This is a genomic window from Paraburkholderia tropica, from assembly GCF_900109265.1.
GTDB classification, from domain to species: domain Bacteria; phylum Pseudomonadota; class Gammaproteobacteria; order Burkholderiales; family Burkholderiaceae; genus Paraburkholderia; species Paraburkholderia tropica.
Genome location: NZ_FNZM01000009.1, coordinates 304,854 through 322,374, shown reverse-complemented (window position 1 = coordinate 322,374; position 17,521 = coordinate 304,854). Strand labels below are relative to the sequence as shown.

The 17,521-nt window shown below is 63.6% G+C and carries 14 protein-coding genes and 2 tRNA genes; 10 read left to right on the top strand and 6 right to left on the bottom strand.

Translation table 11 applies throughout. From position 1 onward, the window contains the following. Positions 1 to 101 precede the first annotated feature (101 nt). Both BMY06_RS17345 and BMY06_RS17340 read right to left on the bottom strand, forming a co-directional pair. Complete coding sequence (locus BMY06_RS17345) at positions 102 to 1,319, bottom strand: MFS transporter (RefSeq protein WP_065063186.1); 1,218 nt, start codon at positions 1,317 to 1,319, stop codon at positions 102 to 104. 341 nt (positions 1,320 to 1,660) lie between these two features. Then, positions 1,661 to 3,070 (bottom strand): glycosyltransferase family protein, encoded by a 1,410-nt coding sequence (locus BMY06_RS17340; protein WP_074984292.1) that lies wholly within the window; start codon positions 3,068 to 3,070, stop codon positions 1,661 to 1,663. A 330-nt stretch (positions 3,071 to 3,400) separates the two neighbouring features. Here BMY06_RS17340 and BMY06_RS17335 point away from each other — a divergent pair, with 330 nt between their 5' ends. Continuing rightward, positions 3,401 to 4,174, top strand: coding sequence for an SDR family oxidoreductase (locus tag BMY06_RS17335; protein WP_074984291.1), 774 nt, complete (start codon positions 3,401 to 3,403; stop codon positions 4,172 to 4,174). Between the two features lie 135 nt (positions 4,175 to 4,309). After that, complete coding sequence (locus BMY06_RS17330; RefSeq protein WP_074984289.1) at positions 4,310 to 6,049, top strand: long-chain fatty acid--CoA ligase; 1,740 nt, start codon at positions 4,310 to 4,312, stop codon at positions 6,047 to 6,049. Between the two features lie 103 nt (positions 6,050 to 6,152). Here the strand turns inward: BMY06_RS17330 and BMY06_RS17325 are convergent, their stop codons facing one another. Next, positions 6,153 to 6,536 carry a hypothetical protein gene (locus BMY06_RS17325; RefSeq protein ID WP_065063192.1) on the bottom strand — a complete coding sequence of 128 codons (384 nt, stop codon included), beginning with the start codon at positions 6,534 to 6,536 and terminating at the stop codon, positions 6,153 to 6,155. Between the two features lie 233 nt (positions 6,537 to 6,769). Between BMY06_RS17325 and BMY06_RS17320 the strand changes: the two genes are divergently transcribed. The 8 genes from BMY06_RS17320 (at position 6,770) to oxlT (ending at position 16,303) form a co-directional block, all read left to right on the top strand. Continuing rightward, positions 6,770 to 7,489: a GntR family transcriptional regulator gene (locus tag BMY06_RS17320; RefSeq protein ID WP_074984287.1), complete on the top strand. Its 720-nt coding sequence runs from the start codon at positions 6,770 to 6,772 to the stop codon at positions 7,487 to 7,489. A gap of 331 nt (positions 7,490 to 7,820) precedes the next feature. Further along, a complete protein-coding gene (gene oxc, locus BMY06_RS17315) occupies positions 7,821 to 9,569 on the top strand; it encodes an oxalyl-CoA decarboxylase (protein WP_074984285.1) in 1,749 nt (582 codons plus the stop codon). A 51-nt stretch (positions 9,570 to 9,620) separates the two neighbouring features. Continuing rightward, complete coding sequence (frc, locus tag BMY06_RS17310) at positions 9,621 to 10,871, top strand: formyl-CoA transferase (RefSeq protein ID WP_065063198.1); 1,251 nt, start codon at positions 9,621 to 9,623, stop codon at positions 10,869 to 10,871. Positions 10,872 to 10,991: 120 nt separating this feature from the next. Further along, positions 10,992 to 11,438, top strand: a complete 447-nt coding sequence (locus BMY06_RS17305; RefSeq protein ID WP_065063200.1) for a PAS domain-containing protein — start codon at positions 10,992 to 10,994, stop codon at positions 11,436 to 11,438. 57 nt (positions 11,439 to 11,495) lie between these two features. Beyond that, a complete protein-coding gene (locus tag BMY06_RS17300; protein WP_065063202.1) occupies positions 11,496 to 11,732 on the top strand; it encodes a hypothetical protein in 237 nt (78 codons plus the stop codon). Positions 11,733 to 11,922: 190 nt separating this feature from the next. Further along, entirely contained in the window at positions 11,923 to 13,491 is a 1,569-nt protein-coding gene (locus BMY06_RS17295; RefSeq protein WP_074984284.1) for a Re/Si-specific NAD(P)(+) transhydrogenase subunit alpha, read from the top strand. A gap of 9 nt (positions 13,492 to 13,500) precedes the next feature. After that, positions 13,501 to 14,895 carry an NAD(P)(+) transhydrogenase (Re/Si-specific) subunit beta gene (locus tag BMY06_RS17290; RefSeq protein ID WP_074984282.1) on the top strand — a complete coding sequence of 465 codons (1,395 nt, stop codon included), beginning with the start codon at positions 13,501 to 13,503 and terminating at the stop codon, positions 14,893 to 14,895. An 85-nt stretch (positions 14,896 to 14,980) separates the two neighbouring features. Next, positions 14,981 to 16,303 carry an oxalate/formate MFS antiporter gene (oxlT, locus tag BMY06_RS17285; RefSeq protein WP_258365496.1) on the top strand — a complete coding sequence of 441 codons (1,323 nt, stop codon included), beginning with the start codon at positions 14,981 to 14,983 and terminating at the stop codon, positions 16,301 to 16,303. A 36-nt stretch (positions 16,304 to 16,339) separates the two neighbouring features. Here oxlT and BMY06_RS38750 read toward each other — a convergent pair whose 3' ends face one another. The 3 genes from BMY06_RS38750 to BMY06_RS17270 form a co-directional block, all read right to left on the bottom strand. Continuing rightward, positions 16,340 to 16,798, bottom strand: coding sequence for a hypothetical protein (locus BMY06_RS38750; RefSeq protein WP_143064426.1), 459 nt, complete (start codon positions 16,796 to 16,798; stop codon positions 16,340 to 16,342). A 55-nt stretch (positions 16,799 to 16,853) separates the two neighbouring features. Beyond that, a tRNA-Leu gene (locus tag BMY06_RS17275) sits at positions 16,854 to 16,940 on the bottom strand. Positions 16,941 to 17,160: 220 nt separating this feature from the next. Continuing rightward, positions 17,161 to 17,247, bottom strand: a tRNA-Leu gene (locus tag BMY06_RS17270). Positions 17,248 to 17,521 lie beyond the last annotated feature (274 nt).

Genomic DNA, 17,521 nt, shown 5'->3' with positions numbered 1-17,521 from the left:
GCGGGCAAAGAAAAAGCCGTGCGGGCGGTCGCCCGGCACGGCTCGTTCGCGGGTCGCGCGGCGCAGCGCCGCCGCGTTCCCTGCGCGAAGGTTCGCTAACCTCAGGTGGTGCTCACCTGCTTCGCGGTCTGCGTCATGTCGATGCCGCGGCGTTCGCGGCTGAACAGGATCAGCACGGAAATGACGATGGCCACGGTGCCGGCGACGATCGCCATTGCCATGCCGTAGTTTTGATCGTGCGTTTCGGCCAGCGAAGCCTGCAGCGTCGCGTTGACCGACGCGAACAGATTGCCGAGCTGGTAGACGAGACCCGGGAAAGTCGCGCGCACTTCGTCCGGCGAGATTTCGTTCAGATGCACCGGAATCACGCCCCACGCGCCTTGCACCGAGATCTGCATGAGGAAGGCGCCGAGCGCGAGCATCACCGGCGTGACCGAGAACGCCCACAGCGGCAGCACCGGCAGCGCGATCAGCGCCGCGATGCAGATGGCCTTGCGGCGGCCGATCTTCTCAGAGATCGAACCGAAGAACAGACCGCCTACGATCGCGCCGATGTTCAGCACGATGGTGATGAGCGAGACCGTATGCGGATCGAAGTGATGCTGTTCGCGCAGGAAGGTCGGATAGAGATCCTGCGTGCCGTGCGAGAAGAAGTTGAACGCCGTCATCAGCACGATCGCGTAGATCGAGAGGCCGAGATTGTGACGCAGCGTGGAGAGCAGCGTGGGTCGCGCGCGCTTTTCCATTTCCTTCCAGGCCGGCGACTCGGGAACGTGCGAGCGCACGTAAAGCACCAGCAGCGCGGGCAGCACGCCGACGAAGAACATGCCGCGCCAGCCGATATGCTGATACAGCACGCCGAACACGACCGAGGCGAGCAGATAGCCGCTCGGATAGCCGGCCTGCAGCAGACCGGAAACGATGCCGCGCGCTTTCGGCGGAATGGTTTCCATCGTCAGCGCGGAGCCCACGCCCCATTCGCCGCCCATCGCCACGCCGAACAGCGCGCGCAGGACGATGAAGGTGGTGAGGTTCGGCGAAAAGCCGGTGAGCAGTTCGAGCAGTGAATAGCACGCGATGTTGATCATCAGCGTGGGGCGGCGGCCGTATTTGTCGGCGAGCCGGCCGAAGATGAGTGCGCCGAGCGGGCGCATGGCCAGCGTCAGCGTAATGGCAAATGCGACAGCCGGGATTTTGGTATTGAATTCAGTGGCGATATCTTTCAGAACGAAAACCATCAGAAAGAAATCAAATGCGTCGAGCGTCCACCCCAAATACGCTGCGATCGTTACGTTTTTCTGTTCTCGCGTCCAGCTCATTTCATTTTTCTCCTGTCTTACCCGCGCCATGCCTCGTCTCCCGGGCATGGCCTGTGTGGCTCTTCGCCCCGCGCTGCGAGCTTCGTACGAGTGTACGCCCGGCATTAAACATTTGCATGAATGTCGGGCGCAACCCGTACTAATCCCTGGTAAAGATGGGGAAATATGAAAGCGTTCTGTTTTATTGGTAATTTAAATGTAATTAAAATGAAGCCATAATTGAATGTTGAATGGATTGAGCAAGCGATGCAGCGGTATTTAGATTAATTTTTTAATTGCGGTTAACCCGGATCGAGTGCCCAGATACGCTCTGGAGTGCGTAGCGCTTTGCGGCGCGGCGATCAGCGTTGCGCGAGCCAGCCGAGCGTCGCGGCGATGACGTTCGACCAGTCGCCCATCGTCTGCTGACGCAACACGTGCGCGTCGCGTATCCAGGGCGAGTGCGCGCCGTCCTTGCCCCAGCGCCATTCGCCGGTCGGGTTGACGAGCACGGCGGTGGGCTTGCCGGCCATCGCCGCGAGATTGGCCACGCCGGCGTCCACGCTCACTACGGCGTCGAGTTGCTCGATGCACGCAGTGGTGTCGGCGAACGTGCGGATGGCGGGCGCGTAATGACTGACGTGGCCGCGCGGCGTTCCACCATGCATTTCCACGTCCGGATGCAACAGGCTCACGAACTGGACGCGCTCGCCGAGCGCCGGGTTCATCGTGAGGCGTTCGAGCGCGTCGAGCGGCATGCTGCGCAGGCGTGCCCAGTTGCGCTCCTTGCTGCGCAGCGTCTGGGCGTGCCGTTGCGCGCAGTCCCAAAACAGGCCCACGAGCCGCTTGCCGCGGTGCTGCGCGCGCATCGCCTCGCCCCAGATTGCGCCGTTCTCGCGGGCGGACTCGGGCGCGCGGATATAGGCAGGAAAGTACGGATCGGGGCGCGCCGTGTCGTGTGCGGTCAGCAGCGGCAGATGCAGCAGCGTGGCCTGCTGGGTCGGCGCGAAGTCGTGAACGTCGGGCAGCAGTGCGGCCTCGATAGGCACTGCGACGGTCAGCGGGCGGCGCGCGGCCACGACGCGGCAATCGGGCAGCGAGGCTTCGAGCACGCTGTGAATGGCCGCGTCGCAGGTCACCATGATCTCCGCGCCGGCGTCGCGCCAGTGACGCAGCGCGCCATACAGCATGAACTGATCGCCGTAGCCCATCTGATGCGTGACGAGCACGCGCTCGCCGCGCAGATCGCGCTGGCCGTTCCACATCGGCACGTCGGCGTGGCGAAAGTTGCCGCTGTCGCCCTGGTTGCGGTACAGCCAGTGCATGAAACCGCGCGCGTCGCCGAGACTCAGCATGGCTTCGGCCAGCCATTTGCGCGCGCGAAGCTTGTCGGGTTGGTCGTCGGGTAGCGGGCTGTGGACCGCGCGCTCCAGCACGGCGATGGCCTGGTGCGTCTCGCCGCTCAGATAGAGGTCGCGGCCCAGTCGCGCTTCGTAAAAGAGGGGCGCCCAGCGCGTCTGCGCCGCATCGATCCACGTCTGCGCGGCCCGCGCGTGCTCGCCGAGCAGACGCAGCGCGCGCGCCCGCGCGTGAACGAAGCCCGCATGGCCAGGCGCGAGCGCGAGTCCTTTTTCCGCCCACGCGAGCATGTGCTCGTCGCGCTGCACGCCGATCAGCGCATGGCAGATGTCGAGCAGCGCGGCGGGATCGAGCGGCGCGCGCGCATGGGCGGCGAAGGCCGCGACGAGTCGATGTTCGGGGTCGGAGTGCATGGGGGCGTCATTCTCACTGTTTATGAGAAAGAGCTTAGAGACGGGCCTCGCCGCCGCACATCGGATACGTCCTAATTTATAGAGAGCGAGCGATTCAAACCGCATGCTTCCGGATGTCGCGCCGTCGCCAATCCGCGCGCGTTGCAAGCTTCGCGGCACGCCGCGCACAATTTCACCGATAATGAACGACCGTGCTTTTCCTGATTGCCGCCGTCAGATGCGGTGACTAGAATCGACTCGACGTTACGTGTTCCGTCAAGCGGAACGCGAATCAGGCTTCAGGGCAATCCGGGCCTTAGCGGTCCAGACAGACATCAAGGAGACACAAGCATGCAGGTCAGGGAATTGTTCGAACTGGGCGGTCAGGTGGCGCTCATCACGGGCGGCTCGCGCGGGCTCGGCCTGCAGATGGCCGAGGCGCTGGGTGAAATGGGCTGCCGGGTCGTGATCACGGCGCGCAAGGCCGACGAACTCGCCGAGGCGCAGCGCCATCTTCAGGCGCGCGGAATCGAGGCGATGACGATTGTCAGCGACCTGCAGCGTCCGGAGGCGGCCACGAAGCTCGTCGACGAAACGCTCGCGGCGTGCGGCCAGATCGACATTCTCGTGAACAATGCGGGCGCGACGTGGGGCGCACCGGCGGAGGATTATCCGGACGAGGCCTGGCACAAGGTCATGAACCTGAACGTGAACGCGCCGTTCTTTCTCGCGCGCGAAGTAGGCAAGCGCAGCATGATCGCCCGCAAGCGCGGCAAGATCATCAACATCGCTTCGATCGCCGGTCTCAAGGGCTCGCTCGGCCCGATGCAGACCATCGCCTATAACACCTCGAAGGCCGCAGCGATCAACTTTACGCGCGCGCTCGCGGCGGAATGGGGCAAGTACGGCATCAACGTGAATGCGATCTGCCCGGGCTTTTTCCCGACCAAAATGGCGGCGGGCCTGCTCGACAAGCTCGGCCAGAGCGTGATCGACCATACGCCGCTGCAGCGTCTGGGCGACGAGAGCGATCTCAAGGGCGCTGTGGTGTTTCTTGCCAGCGCGGCGTCGCGCCACGTGACCGGCCAGTATCTGGCGATCGACGGCGGCGCGAGCATCGTCTGATTCGCGTCGTAGTCCGAAGTAAAATTGTGGGCGGTCCGCGCTACGCCGCGGCCGACTAGCCGACTAACCGATTGACCGATTGCAAGACGCGCGCGCCGCGCTCGACGGCGCGCGTTCGAGGAGACGGAACCCGCCATGTCCACATCCGCCATCGCAGCTTCGCAGGACTCAAGCGCATCCCGCGCGACTCACACTGCAGCACACAGCACAACACCCAGTTCGCCGCACTGGCCCGCACATCTCTCGCCGCATCTGAGCATTCCCGGCACGAACCTCTTCTATAACGCCGAGGTTTCGGCCGCGCGCTTTCCCGACAAGCCCTTCATCTACTTCTACGACACGCCCGTCACGTTCGCGCAGTTCAAGGACGAAGCCGAGCGCGTGGCCGGTTATCTGCAACAGCACTGCGGCGTGAAGGCGGGCGACCGCGTGCTGCTCTACGTGCAGAACAGCCCGCAATGGGTGCTCGCGTACTACGGCATTCTGCGCGCGAATGCCGTCGTGGTGCCGGTCAATCCGATGAATCTCACCGAGGAACTCGAGCATTACGTCGAGGACAGCGGGGCGACGACGGCTTTCGTCGCGCAGGAGTTGTATCCGCGTATTGCGCCGCTGGCGGGTGAGGGGGAAGGCAAGCTGCAACACCTGATTGTCGCGACGTATAGCGATTATCTGAAGAACACGCCTTCGTCGCCGCCGCCGGAATTCGTGAGCGCGCCGCGTCAGGTAGAAGGGCCTGGCGTCGTGCATTGGGCCGACGTGCTCGCCGCGCGTTGCACGCCGGGTCCGCTCACCGCCGGTCCGGACGATCTGTGCGTGATGCCGTACACCTCGGGCACGACCGGCAAGCCGAAGGGATGCATGCACACGCATCGTTCGGTGATGTGCACGGCGGTGGGCGGCTGCAACTGGTTCGGCAGCAATCAGGACGCCGTGCAGCTTTCCGTGCTGCCGTTCTTTCACGTGACCGGCATGCAGGGCGGCATGAACAGTCCGCTCTATAACGGCTCGACCATCGTGATTCTGCCGCGCTGGGATCGCGACGCGGCCGCGCGCGCGATCGAGCATTACCGCATCAACGGCTGGCAGGCGATTTCGACGATGGTGGTCGATTTCATTTCGAATCCGCGTATCGGCGAATACGATCTGTCGAGTCTTGCGTGGATGCGCGGTGGCGGCGCGACCATGCCGGACGCCGTCGTGAAGAAGCTGCGCGATCTCACGGGCCTTGAGTTCGTCGAAGGCTATGGCATGTCGGAGACGATGGCGGCCACGCACATCAATCCGCCGCAAAATCCGAAGCCGCAGTGCCTGGGCATTCCGGTGTTCGACGTCGACGCGCGCATTGTCGATCCGATCACGCTCGAGGACGTGCCCGAAGGCGAAGCGGGCGAACTGATCATGAGCGCGCCGCAGGTGATGCTCGGCTATTGGGGCAACGCGAAAGCGACCGCCGAAGCGTTCATCGAGCGTGACGGCAAGCGTTTCCTGCGTACCGGCGACCTCGTGCGGCGCGACGCGCAAGGTTATTACTTCATGACTGATCGCCTCAAGCGCATGATCAACGCGTCGGGCTACAAGGTCTGGCCGGCCGAAGTCGAAGCGCTGATGTACCGGCATCCGGCGATCAAGGAGGTGTGCATCATCGGCACGCAGGATGCGAAGCGCGGCGAAACGGTGAAGGCCGTGGTCGTGCTCGATCCGAAGCAGTTCGGCAGCGTGAACGAAGACGACATCATCGCGTGGGCGCACGAAAACATGGCGGCGTACAAGGCGCCGCGCATCGTGCAGTTCGTCGACACGCTGCCGAAGTCGGGCAGCGGCAAGATCCTCTGGCGCAAGCTGCAGGAAGACGAGGCCGCCGCGCGGGCTTGACGCCAGCCGGATTGTGCCTCGGTCAAGACGCGAATCGTCTGGATGCTTCCAGATGGTTCGCGTCTTGCTGTTTTCTCAGCCCTGGCGAGCGCTTCAGGCGCGCTCAGGCACCTGCCAAAGCCGGCAAGCCCGGCTCGCTCCAATCCCATCCATCGCGCGTTGCCGCAGCGGCCTGCTGGCTCGTAGCCGCGCGCTGCAGCGTGGTCTCGGCACGCCATTCGCCCGGCGCCTGCGCATTCTTGCGGCCGAGAATCGCCTCGCATAAAAACTCGATGCTGTACGCGTTCAACAGATGCGGATGATGCGTCTGGATATAGCTCGCAATACGCGCCGCTTCGCCTTCGATCGCCGCGAGTGCATAGAGCGTGGCGGCATCCCAGCGAAACCGCAAACCCAGTTCGGCGAATGCCGAATTGAAAGCGCACAACTGCGTGTGCAAACCTGACTCTTGCTCGGTGCCGTACGGGCGGGCGGGTGAGGGGCTCATGGCTGTCTCCTGGTTCGCGAAAGGCGTGAATCCAATGTAGAAGCCCCAATCAATAAACGATAGTTAAAGTTTTTTTCGATTTATATAAGTCATCGTCTATATCAGCGACGACGCGTGCAGGCTCCGCGTAAACCCCCCGTAGTGCTGTCGATATCGCTGATATATTGTATTGGAAATATGAAATCGATGAGTTGTGCCGGCCTGCTCAATAGAACGCTGGAGACAAACGACCGATGTCCACCAATATGCAAGACGAAGCCGGGGCAGCCTCGCTGACCTTGACGCTCGAACCGATTCACGCCGCGCTCTCTTTGCGCGACCAGGCCTACGCAAAATTGAAGCAGGCCATCGCCGAAACCGACATCTACCGTTCGCGAGACGAAATTCGTCTGGATGAGAAAGAACTGACCGAGAAACTCGGCGTGAGCCGCACGCCGGTGCGCGAAGCCATGACGCTGCTCGAACAGGAAGGCTTCCTGCGCACGGTGCCGCGACGCGGCGTCTACATCCTGCGCAAGACGCGCAAGGAAATCGTCGAGATGATCTATATGTGGGCCGCGCTCGAAAGCATCGCGGCGCGTCTCGCGACGCAACGCGCGAGCGACGAGGAAATCGCGCGCCTGCGCAGCATGTTCGCCGACTTCGACGACGCGCGGCCAGCCGAGCACATCGAGGAATACTCCGAGGCGAACATCATGTTTCACCAGTCGCTGGTGGAGCTGTCGAAGTCGCCGATCATCATCGAGACCATCAAGAACATTTTCATGCACGTGCGCGCGATACGACGGATGACGATCGCGCAGAGCGATCGCGCGTCGAGATCGATCGTGGATCACATGCGCATTATCGAAGCGCTGGAGGCGCGCGATACCGAGCGCGTCGAGCGCCTCGTGCGGCAGCATTCGATCGACCTCGCGCTGTTCGTCGAAGCGAATTGCGATTTTCTCGACTGAGCTTCGTCGGCTGAAGTTCGCGCATCCCGTCGCGTTTGATGTGAACGCCGCATGAGCGGCGCGCATTGATACGTAATTCGTCTTGATGCGTGTCCGGACGCTATCTGAATAGTACGGAATACGAAGTAATTTGCGCGGTTTGCAGCACTTGAAGCCGGCGAAGTTTGTGTGGTGCATCAGAGCGCAAGGGCGCAAGCCCGATGACACAAGGTCCGCGCGTCACCTCGCACTGCAACACGCCGCCACCGCGTAAAAAAACGTCTTGACTAATATTGTGTGTGGAATATTGTATATCACGGATCACACAACGCCCCGCCAAAGAGGAGACGTCATGGCAGAAGCAGGCATCAACGACGCGCAGAACAGCCCTGCGCAAGAGGCGCAAGCAACGACGGATGGTTTTCATCTCGTCATCGATGCGCTCAAGCTCAACGATATCGACACGATCTTCGGTCTCGTGGGAATTCCCATCACGGACCTCGCGCGGCTCGCGCAGGCGGAAGGCATGCGCTTTATCGGCTTTCGCCACGAGCAGAACGCGGGCAATGCGGCCGCCGTCGCGGGCTATATGACCAAGAAGCCCGGCATCTGCCTGACGGTGTCCGCGCCGGGCTTTCTCAACGGGCTCACGGCGCTGGCCAACGCCACGACGAACTGCTTTCCGATGATCCTCATCAGCGGTTCGAGCGAGCGCGAAATCGTCGACCTGCAACAGGGCGACTACGAAGAGATGGACCAGCTCAACGCGGCCAAGCCTTATGCCAAGGCGGCGTATCGCGTGCTGCATGCGGAAGACATTGGCGTCGGCGTGGCGCGCGCGATTCGCGCGGCGGTCTCGGGTCGCCCGGGCGGCGTCTATCTCGATCTGCCCGCCAAGCTGCTCGCGCAGACCATCGACGCGGTGAAGGCGAAGCAGTCGCTCATCAAGGTCGTGGACGCCGCGCCGCGCCAGATTCCGGCGCCCGACGCCGTGAAACGCGCGCTCGATGTCATCAGGAATGCGAAGCGTCCGCTGATCTTGCTGGGCAAGGGCGCGGCGTACGCGCAGGCCGACGCGCAGATTCGCGAACTGGTTGAAAAGAGCGGCGTGCCGTATCTGCCGATGTCGATGGCCAAGGGCCTGCTGCCCGACACGCACGAGCAGTCGGCTTCGGCGGCGCGCTCGTTCGTGCTGGCGGAAGCTGACGCCGTCGTGCTGATCGGCGCGCGTCTCAACTGGCTGCTCGCGCACGGCAAGGGCAAGACGTGGGGCGCGGCGGCCGGTCCGAAGCAGTTCGTGCAGATCGACATCGCGCCGACCGAGATCGACAGCAACGTGGCGATCGAGGCGCCGGTGATCGGCGATATCGGTTCGTGCGTGGAAGCGCTGGTCGCAGGCATGGGCGCAGATTTTCCGAAGCCCTCGTCCGAGTGGCTCAACGCCGTCGCGGAGCGCAAGAACACGAACCTCGCGAAGATGGCCGCGACGCTCGACAAGAATCCGACGCCGATGAATTTCCACAGCGCGCTGCGGGCGATTCGCGACGTGCTGAAAACGCGCCCCGATATCAATGTCGTGAACGAAGGCGCGAACACGCTGGATTACGCGCGCAGCATCATCGACATGTACCAGCCGCGCAAGCGTTTCGACTCGGGCACATGGGGGATCATGGGGATCGGCATGGGCTTCGCGATCGGCGCGGCCGTCACGAGCGGGACGCAGGTCGTGGCGATCGAGGGCGACAGCGCGTTCGGATTCAGCGGCATGGAACTCGAAACGATCTGCCGCTACAACCTGCCGGTCTGCACGATCGTGTTCAACAACAACGGCGTGTATCGCGGCACCGATGTGAATCCGAACGGCGGCGCCGACGTCGCGCCCACCGTGTTCGTGAAGGGCGCGCGCTACGACAAGATGATCGAGGCGTTCGGCGGCGTCGGCCACCAGGCGACCACGCCCGAGGAACTCACGAAGGCGCTGCTCGACGCGATTGCGTCCGGCAAACCCACGCTCATCAATGCCGTGATCGACGAATCGGCCGGCACGGAAAGCGGTCGCCTCACGAATCTCAATCCGCAAAGCGCGGCGATGAAGAAATAAATCCAACCGTACAGGACAGTCGTTTCAGACTACCGAGACCAGGAGATAGCAATGAGCAAACCCCTCGACGGCATCAAGATCATCGACTTCACGCACGTTCAAGCGGGGCCCGCGTGCACGCAAATGCTCGCATGGTTCGGCGCCGATGTGATCAAGGTGGAGCGTCCGGGCGCGGGCGACGTCACGCGCAATCAACTGCGTGACATTCCCGAAGCCGATGCGTTGTACTTCACGATGCTCAACAGCAACAAGCGTTCGCTCACGCTCGACACCAAGAAGCCGGAAGGCAAGGAAGTGCTCGAAAAGCTGATTCGCGAGTCGGACGTGATGGTCGAAAACTTCGGCCCCGGCGCGCTCGATCGCATGGGCTTCACGTGGGAGCGCATCAAGGAACTCAATCCGAAGATGATTGTGGCTTCGGTGAAGGGTTTCAGCGAAGGCCATCATTACGACGACCTCAAGGTCTACGAAAACGTCGCGCAGTGCGCGGGCGGCGCGGCATCGACCACGGGCTTCTGGGACGGTCCGCCCACGGTCAGCGCCGCCGCGCTCGGCGACAGCAACACCGGCATGCATCTCGCCATCGGCATTCTCACGGCGCTGATCGGCCGCGATAAAACCGGCAAGGGGCAGAAGGTCGCGGTGTCGATGCAGGACAGCGTGATCAACCTGTGCCGCGTGAAACTGCGCGACCAGCAACGTCTCGACCGCGTGGGCTATCTGGAAGAGTATCCGCAGTATCCGCACGGCAGCTTCAGCGACGTCGTGCCGCGCGGCGGCAATGCGGGCGGCGGCGGTCAACCGGGCTGGGTGCTCAAGTGCAAGGGCTGGGAGACGGACCCGAACGCGTATATCTACTTCACGGTGCAGGGTCACGCATGGGAGCCGATCTGCCGCGCGCTGGGCAAGCCGGAATGGATCGACGATCCGAACTACAACACCGCGCAGGCGCGCCAGCCGCATATCTTCGATATCTTCGCGACGATCGAAGCGTGGCTCGCCGACAAGACCAAGTACGAGGCGGTCGACATTCTGCGCAAGTTCGACATTCCGTGCGCACCCGTGCTCAGCATGAAGGAGATCGCCAACGATCCGTCGCTGCGCGCGAGCGGCACCATCGTGGAAGTGCCGCACAAGGCGCGCGGTTCGTACCTCACGGTGGGCAGCCCGATCAAGTTCTCGGAACTGAAGCCGGAGATCACGGGTTCGCCGCTGCTCGGCGAACATACCGACGAAGTGCTCGCCGACCTCGGCTACACGCCGCAGCAGATCGCGGCGCTGCACGAAGTGCGTGCGGTGTGATATCAGTTTCGATGTAGCGATCCAGCAGTGCGGTATCAGTAGTGTGGTGCGCGGCGTGCTTGCATTTGCCAACCGCGTCGCGCACCCGAACATCAACTCGCTTTCCCCACGACGAACGATATGCCAGCCGCCATCGATTTCGAACAGCTCGCCGATGCGATCGGCGACGCCATCATCATCTCGGACGCCGCCGGCGACATCACGTACTGGAATCCCGCAGCCACGCGCATGTTCGGCTATACGCAGGACGAGGCGCTCGGCAAGACGCTGGATCTGATCATTCCCGAACGGCTGCGCGGTCGCCACTGGGAGGGCTATCACAAGACGATGGCCACCGGGCAGACGCGCTACGGCAACGACGTCTTGCGCGTGCCGGCCGTGGACAAGGACGGTCGCGCGCTGTCCATCGCCTTCACGGTGGCGCTGCTGCATGGCGCGCAGGGCGAACTCACGGGCATCGTCGCGGTCGTGCGCGACGAGACGGCGCGCTTCCAGGAAGAGCGCAATCTGCGCAAGCGCGTGACGGAACTCGAAACCCGTCTTCAAACACAAGATCAGCAATCCTGATCGATCCGGTTAGTCGTTCTCATCCCTTCAAGCCGCAGGTCCGCACGGAGCGCTTCGATGCATACCGAAAGACTCGGGCACTACGAGGTCGAACTCTCGGCCCGTCAAATGATTCACAACGGCGGCTGGGTCGCGTTCGCTGCGATTCACTCCGCCGAAGCACAACAGGCGGACGCGCTGCTGCCGGAACAGCAGGTCGTCGACGAGACCGTGTTCGCAAGCGAAGCCGCCGCCATTGAAGGCGCCCGCGCGGCGGCGCTGGCGATTCTTCAGTCGGGCCGGGCGCCGCGTTAGCGCGCCTTCAAACGGTCCTTCAGCATGGCGCGCCCGCGCGCGCCGGACGAGCCGCGGCACACAGAATTCCAACATCGAGCAGGAGACGTTTCATGAAGTCGTGGCCACGCTTTCGGCGCGCCAGGTCCCTTGGCGCGCCGTCGATTCCGTTCGCCCTTTTATCCGCAACGCTCGCCCGCGGAGGTACATCATGGCGATGACGATTGCGGTTCCGCGCGAATCGCAGCAAGACGAACGCCGGGTCGCGGCGACGCCCGAAAGCGTCGCGCAACTCATCAAGCTCGGCTATGAAATCGAGGTCGAGACCGGCGCGGGCGAGCGCGCGTCCTACCCCGACGACGCATATCGCCAGGCAGGCGCGTGCCTCGTCGACGACGCGCTCGAACTCTGGAGCAACGCCGATATCGTGCTCAAGGTGCGGCCGCCTTCGATCGACGAAGTGCAGCGCCTCAAAACCGGCGCGACGCTGATCGGTTTCATCTGGCCCGCGCAGAACGGCGCGCTGCTCGAAGCGTGTGCCGCGCGCGGCGTGACGGTGCTCGCGATGGATTGCGTGCCGCGTCTCTCGCGCGCGCAGAAGCTCGACGCGCTGAGTTCGATGGCCAACATGGCCGGTTATCGCGCGGTGATCGAGGCGGCGCAGCATTTCGGGCGGCTTTTCACCGGGCAGATCACGGCGGCGGGCAAGATGCCGCCCGCGAAGGTCCTCGTGATCGGCGCGGGCGTGGCGGGGCTCGCGGCGATCGGCGCGGCGCGTGGTCTGGGCGCGATCGTGCGTGCGTTCGATACGCGGCCGGAAGTCGGTCAGCAGGTCGAGAGCATGGGCGCGGAATTCCTGAGCGTCGATGTCGATGAAGACGGCGGCGGCACGGGCGGCTACGCGAAACAGATGAGCGCGAAGTTTATCGAAGCGGAGATGGCGCTGTTCGAGGCCCAGGCGCGCGAAGTGGACATCATCATCACGACCGCGCTGATTCCGGGCAAGCCCGCACCGCGTCTGATCGATGCGAAGACGGCTGCGTGCATGCGCGCGGGCAGCGTGATCGTCGACATGGCGGCGGAGCAGGGCGGCAACTGCGAACTCACGCGCGCGGGCGAGGTCGTGCAGGCGCATGGCGTGACCGTGATCGGCTATACCGACTTGCCGAGCCGCATGGCGAATCAGTCAAGCCAGTTGTACGCGACCAATCTGCGTCATCTGCTCACGGATCTCACGCCGCTCAAGAATGGCGCATTGACGATCGATATGGGCGACGTCGTGCAGCGCGGTACGACGGTCATGCAGCAAGGCAATCTGTGCTGGCCGCCGCCGCCCGTGCAAACACCGGCTGCGCAGCCGCAAGCAGCGCCGAATGCGCCGGTGCACGTTGCGGCGGCAGGACATGCGCAACCGTCAACGCAAGACGCGCGCAAACACGGCGCATGGTCGTTAGGCATGCTGATAATTGGCGCGCTGTTGCTGCTCGCACTCGGCGCGGTCGCGCCGCCCGCATTCGTTGCGCACTTTACCGTGTTCGTGCTCGCGGTGTTCGTCGGTTATCAGGTGGTCTGGAACGTCACGCCCGCGCTGCACACGCCGCTCATGAGCGTGACCAACGCGATCAGCGGGATCATCGTGATCGGCGCGCTGCTGCATCCGGGCGGGTCGAGCACGATCGCGAGCGTGCTCGCGGGCATCGCGCTCGTGGTGGCCACCATCAACATCGCGGGCGGGTTCCTCGTGACCCAGCGCATGTTGAACATGTTCCAACGGACCTGAGGAGGCGTCATGTTGACTGGAATCGGCAATATGGCGTGGCTCGGCGCGGCGACGCTCTTCATCCTGAGTCTGCGCGGCCTGAGTCATCCGGCGAGCGCGCGGCGCGGCAATCTCTATGGCGTCGCGGGCATGACGATCGCGGTGCTTGCCACCTTGCTCGTCACGGCGGGCGCGGGGCTGCAGATCGCCATCGTCGCGGCCGTGGTGGGCGGCGGCGTGGGCGCCGTGCTCGCGCGGCGCGTGGAGATGACGCAGATGCCGCAACTGGTGGCGGTGCTGCACAGCTTCGTCGGGCTCGCGGCCACGCTGATCGGTTTCGCGAATTTGCTCGCGCCGTCGGGGCCCGCGATCGGCGTCGAGCGCGCGATTCACGACACCGAGATCTACGTGGGCGCGTTCATCGGCACGATCACGTTCAGCGGTTCGATCGTGGCGTTTCTGAAGTTGCAGGGAACGCTCGGCGGCAAGCCGCTCGTGCTGCCCGCGCGCCATGCGATGAACGCGATCGCGCTGGCCGTGTGCGTCGTGCTCGGCTATCGCTTCGTCGCCGTGCCCGATGCACCGCAGGCGCTCTACGCGCTGATCGCCATGTGCGTGATCGCGGCGGCGCTCGGCGTGCATCTGGTGATGGCGATCGGCGGCGCGGACATGCCCGTGGTGGTCTCGATGCTCAACAGCTATTCGGGTTGGGCGGCGGCGGCCACCGGCTTCATGCTCGACAACGATCTGCTCGTGACGACGGGCGCACTCGTCGGGTCGAGCGGCGCGATTCTCAGCTACATCATGTGTCGCGCGATGAATCGCAGTTTCGTCTCGGTGATCCTGGGCGGCTTTGGCGCGGCAACGTCGACGTCGAGCGCGGCGCCGCAAGGCGAGGTGGTCGCGACGTCGGTGGATGAAGTGAGCGCGCTGCTGCGCGATGCCGCCGAAGTGGTGATCGTGCCGGGCTACGGCATGGCCGTCGCGCAGGCGCAAGGCACCATCAGCGAGATCACGCGGCGGCTGCGTGCGGCGGGCGTGCGCGTGCGTTTCGGCATTCATCCCGTGGCGGGGCGCTTGCCTGGCCACATGAACGTGCTGCTCGCCGAAGCGAAGGTGCCGTACGACATCGTGCTCGAAATGGACGAGATCAACGAGGACTTCACGAGCACCGACGTCGTGCTCGTGATCGGCGCGAACGACATCGTCAATCCGGGCGCGCAGGAAGATGCGGGCAGTCCGATCGCGGGCATGCCGGTGCTCGAGGTGTGGAAGGCGCGCACGGTGGTGGTCTCGAAGCGCAGCATGGCGACCGGTTACGCGGGCGTCGACAATCCGCTGTTCTACAAGGAGAACACGCGCATGCTGTTCGGCGACGCGAAGGGCAGCGTGGACGCGTTGCTGCGCCAGCTGGAAACCGCGTGATGACAAGCTGATGCCGAAGCGATGTCCGCAGTGATGCAGCAAGCCGCCGTTCGCGGCGGTTCATCAACGAATGGAGAGAGACAACGTGGTACATACCAATCGCATCGACGCCGGCTACACGGCGCGGCGGCACAACCGCTGGGTGCAGCTCGTGGCCGGCATCGCCTGCATGGGGCTCGTCGCCAATCTGCAATATGCGTGGACGCTGTTCGTCGTGCCGATGGACGCGCGGCATCATTGGGGGCAAGCGGCGATCCAGCTCGCGTTTTCGATTTTCATCGTCACGGAGACGTGGCTCGTGCCGGTCGAAGGCTGGCTCGTCGACCGCTTCGGGCCGCGTCCCGTCGTGATGGGCGGCGCGTGCTGCGTGGCGCTGGGCTGGGTGCTCGACGCCTGGGCGCCGGTGCTGCCGGTGCTCTACGTCGCGGCGGTGATTTCGGGCATCGGCGCGGGCTGCGTGTACGGCACCTGCGTGGGCACCGCGCTCAAATGGTTTCCCGACCGGCGCGGACTCGCGGCGGGCATGACGGCCGCGGGCTTCGGCGCGGGCGCGGCGCTCACCGTGATCCCTATTTCGCGGATGATTCAGCATTCGGGTTACGAGACCGCCTTCGTGTTCTTTGGACTCCTGCAAGGTGCGTGCATCATGGCGCTGGCTTTGCTGATGGTGCGTCCGCAGCCGCCCGCGCACGCGGCGGGTATCCGGCGCGTGGTCGCCACGAAAACCGATTACACGACGCGGCAGATGGTCCGCGCGCCGCTGTTCTGGGTCATGTATGCGATGTTCGTGTGCGTGGCGGCGGGCGGCATCATCGCGACGGCGCAGATCGGGCCGATCGCGAAGTCGTATGGTTTCGCGTCGATGCCGGTGACCTTGCTGAGCGTGTCGCTGCCGCTGCTGACGATGACGCTGTCGATCAACAATCTCTGCAACGGCTTCACGCGGCCCTTGTGCGGTTTGATTTCGGATCGGATCGGCCGCGAGAACACGATGTTCATCACGTTTCTCGGCGAAGGGCTGGCGTTGCTCGGACTGCGCGAGTTCGGCCACGATCCGTATCTGTTCATGCTGTTCTCGGGACTCGTGTTCCTGTTTTACGGCGACATCTTTTCGAATTTCCCGGCGACCTGCGCGGACACTTTCGGCGCGCGCTATGCAGCGGGCAATGCGGGCACGTTGTACACGGCGAAAGGCACGGCGGCTTTGCTGGTGCCCGTCGCCACGCTGCTCGCCGTGCATGGCGGATGGAACATGGTGTTTGACTTTGCCGCCTGCGTGGCGATGATGGCGGGCGTCTGCGCGAAGGTCGTGTTGCAGCCGATGCGGCGGCGCTGGATCTTCGAGTCGGCGGCGCCGGAGCGCGCCGAGAATGCGTTCGTGGCGACGCCGCTCGGTTCGCGGGAGTAGGCGTTATCGACGAGCGGTTTGTCTGGGACGTGATGCTCAGGCGGCCGCTTTGCCGGACCGCTGGGCGGTGGCGCGAAAGCGCGAGCGGCGCACACGGCGCGTATCGGTGCGCGCCTGAACGCGGTGCGCGTCGATTTCCGATGACGTCGACGAAGACGCGGTGGTCGGCATCGAAAGCGACGCGTACCTTCCTTCATGCTGGCCGCGCTCGATCCATTCGGCGGGCAGGCGGGTGGCGATCAGCCACGTCGCCGCGGCGCCGAAGCTCACGGCGATCAGCGCGACGATAACGACGAATTCCATCAGGTCTCCCTGCGCGTGGTGGTGCAGCGCCGGGCGCTGCTTCCAGTCCTGTTTTCGCAATGTATACCACGGAACATATCGGGTGCGTATCCGTAGCGTATCGGTAGCGTATCGATACGGCGCGCACGAGAATGGTTCGATGCAGACGGGAAAAAGGAAGAGAAGAGGCGCGGAAAACAAAAAAGCCCGCATGTGCGGGCTTTTTCGATGAATCCGGAGTGCTGCTTTATTACTGCTTGAAGAGGCGTGGTGCCCAGGAGAGGACTCGAACCTCCACAGTGTTGCCACCGCTAGGACCTGAACCTAGTGCGTCTACCAATTCCGCCACCTGGGCACGTCTTCAAGCTAGACCGAGATTATAACGCGTTCCCGGTGTCTGTCAACAGATCTTTTCAAGAAAATTTCGCGAAAGCGGTGCTTCGAGAAACATCCGGGTCTTGCCGAGGGCAGAGCGGAGTGAGATAACCTCAAATCCACGTAAGCCGCATGAGCTCGACGAGCTGCTGACACTAAAAGAAAAAAGCCGGCATCAAGCCGGCTTTTTTCATGAATCTTGGTGCCCAAGAGAGGACTCGAACCTCCACAGTGTTGCCACCGCCAGGACCTGAACCTGGTGCGTCTACCAATTCCGCCACCTGGGCAAGGTGTCGCTTACTACTTGCTGCTGCGCTGTGTCGTGCAGCAGAGAAGCGAGATTGTAGCGTGTCTGCGGGGACTGTCAAGCGTCTTTTGAAAAAATGTTTCAAGGCGCGGGGCGCGCGCGTTTTTGCTGGGCTTTCCAGCGACGTGAGTGGAGCTTCGCCGGTCCGGTCGAACAGCGCTTTCGAGATGCGCCGCGCGCAGGCGTTCGCAACGAGTCTGCACAAGGCTGCACGGTGAATTGTCGCGTAGTGCGCGGGTGTTAGAATGCCTCGC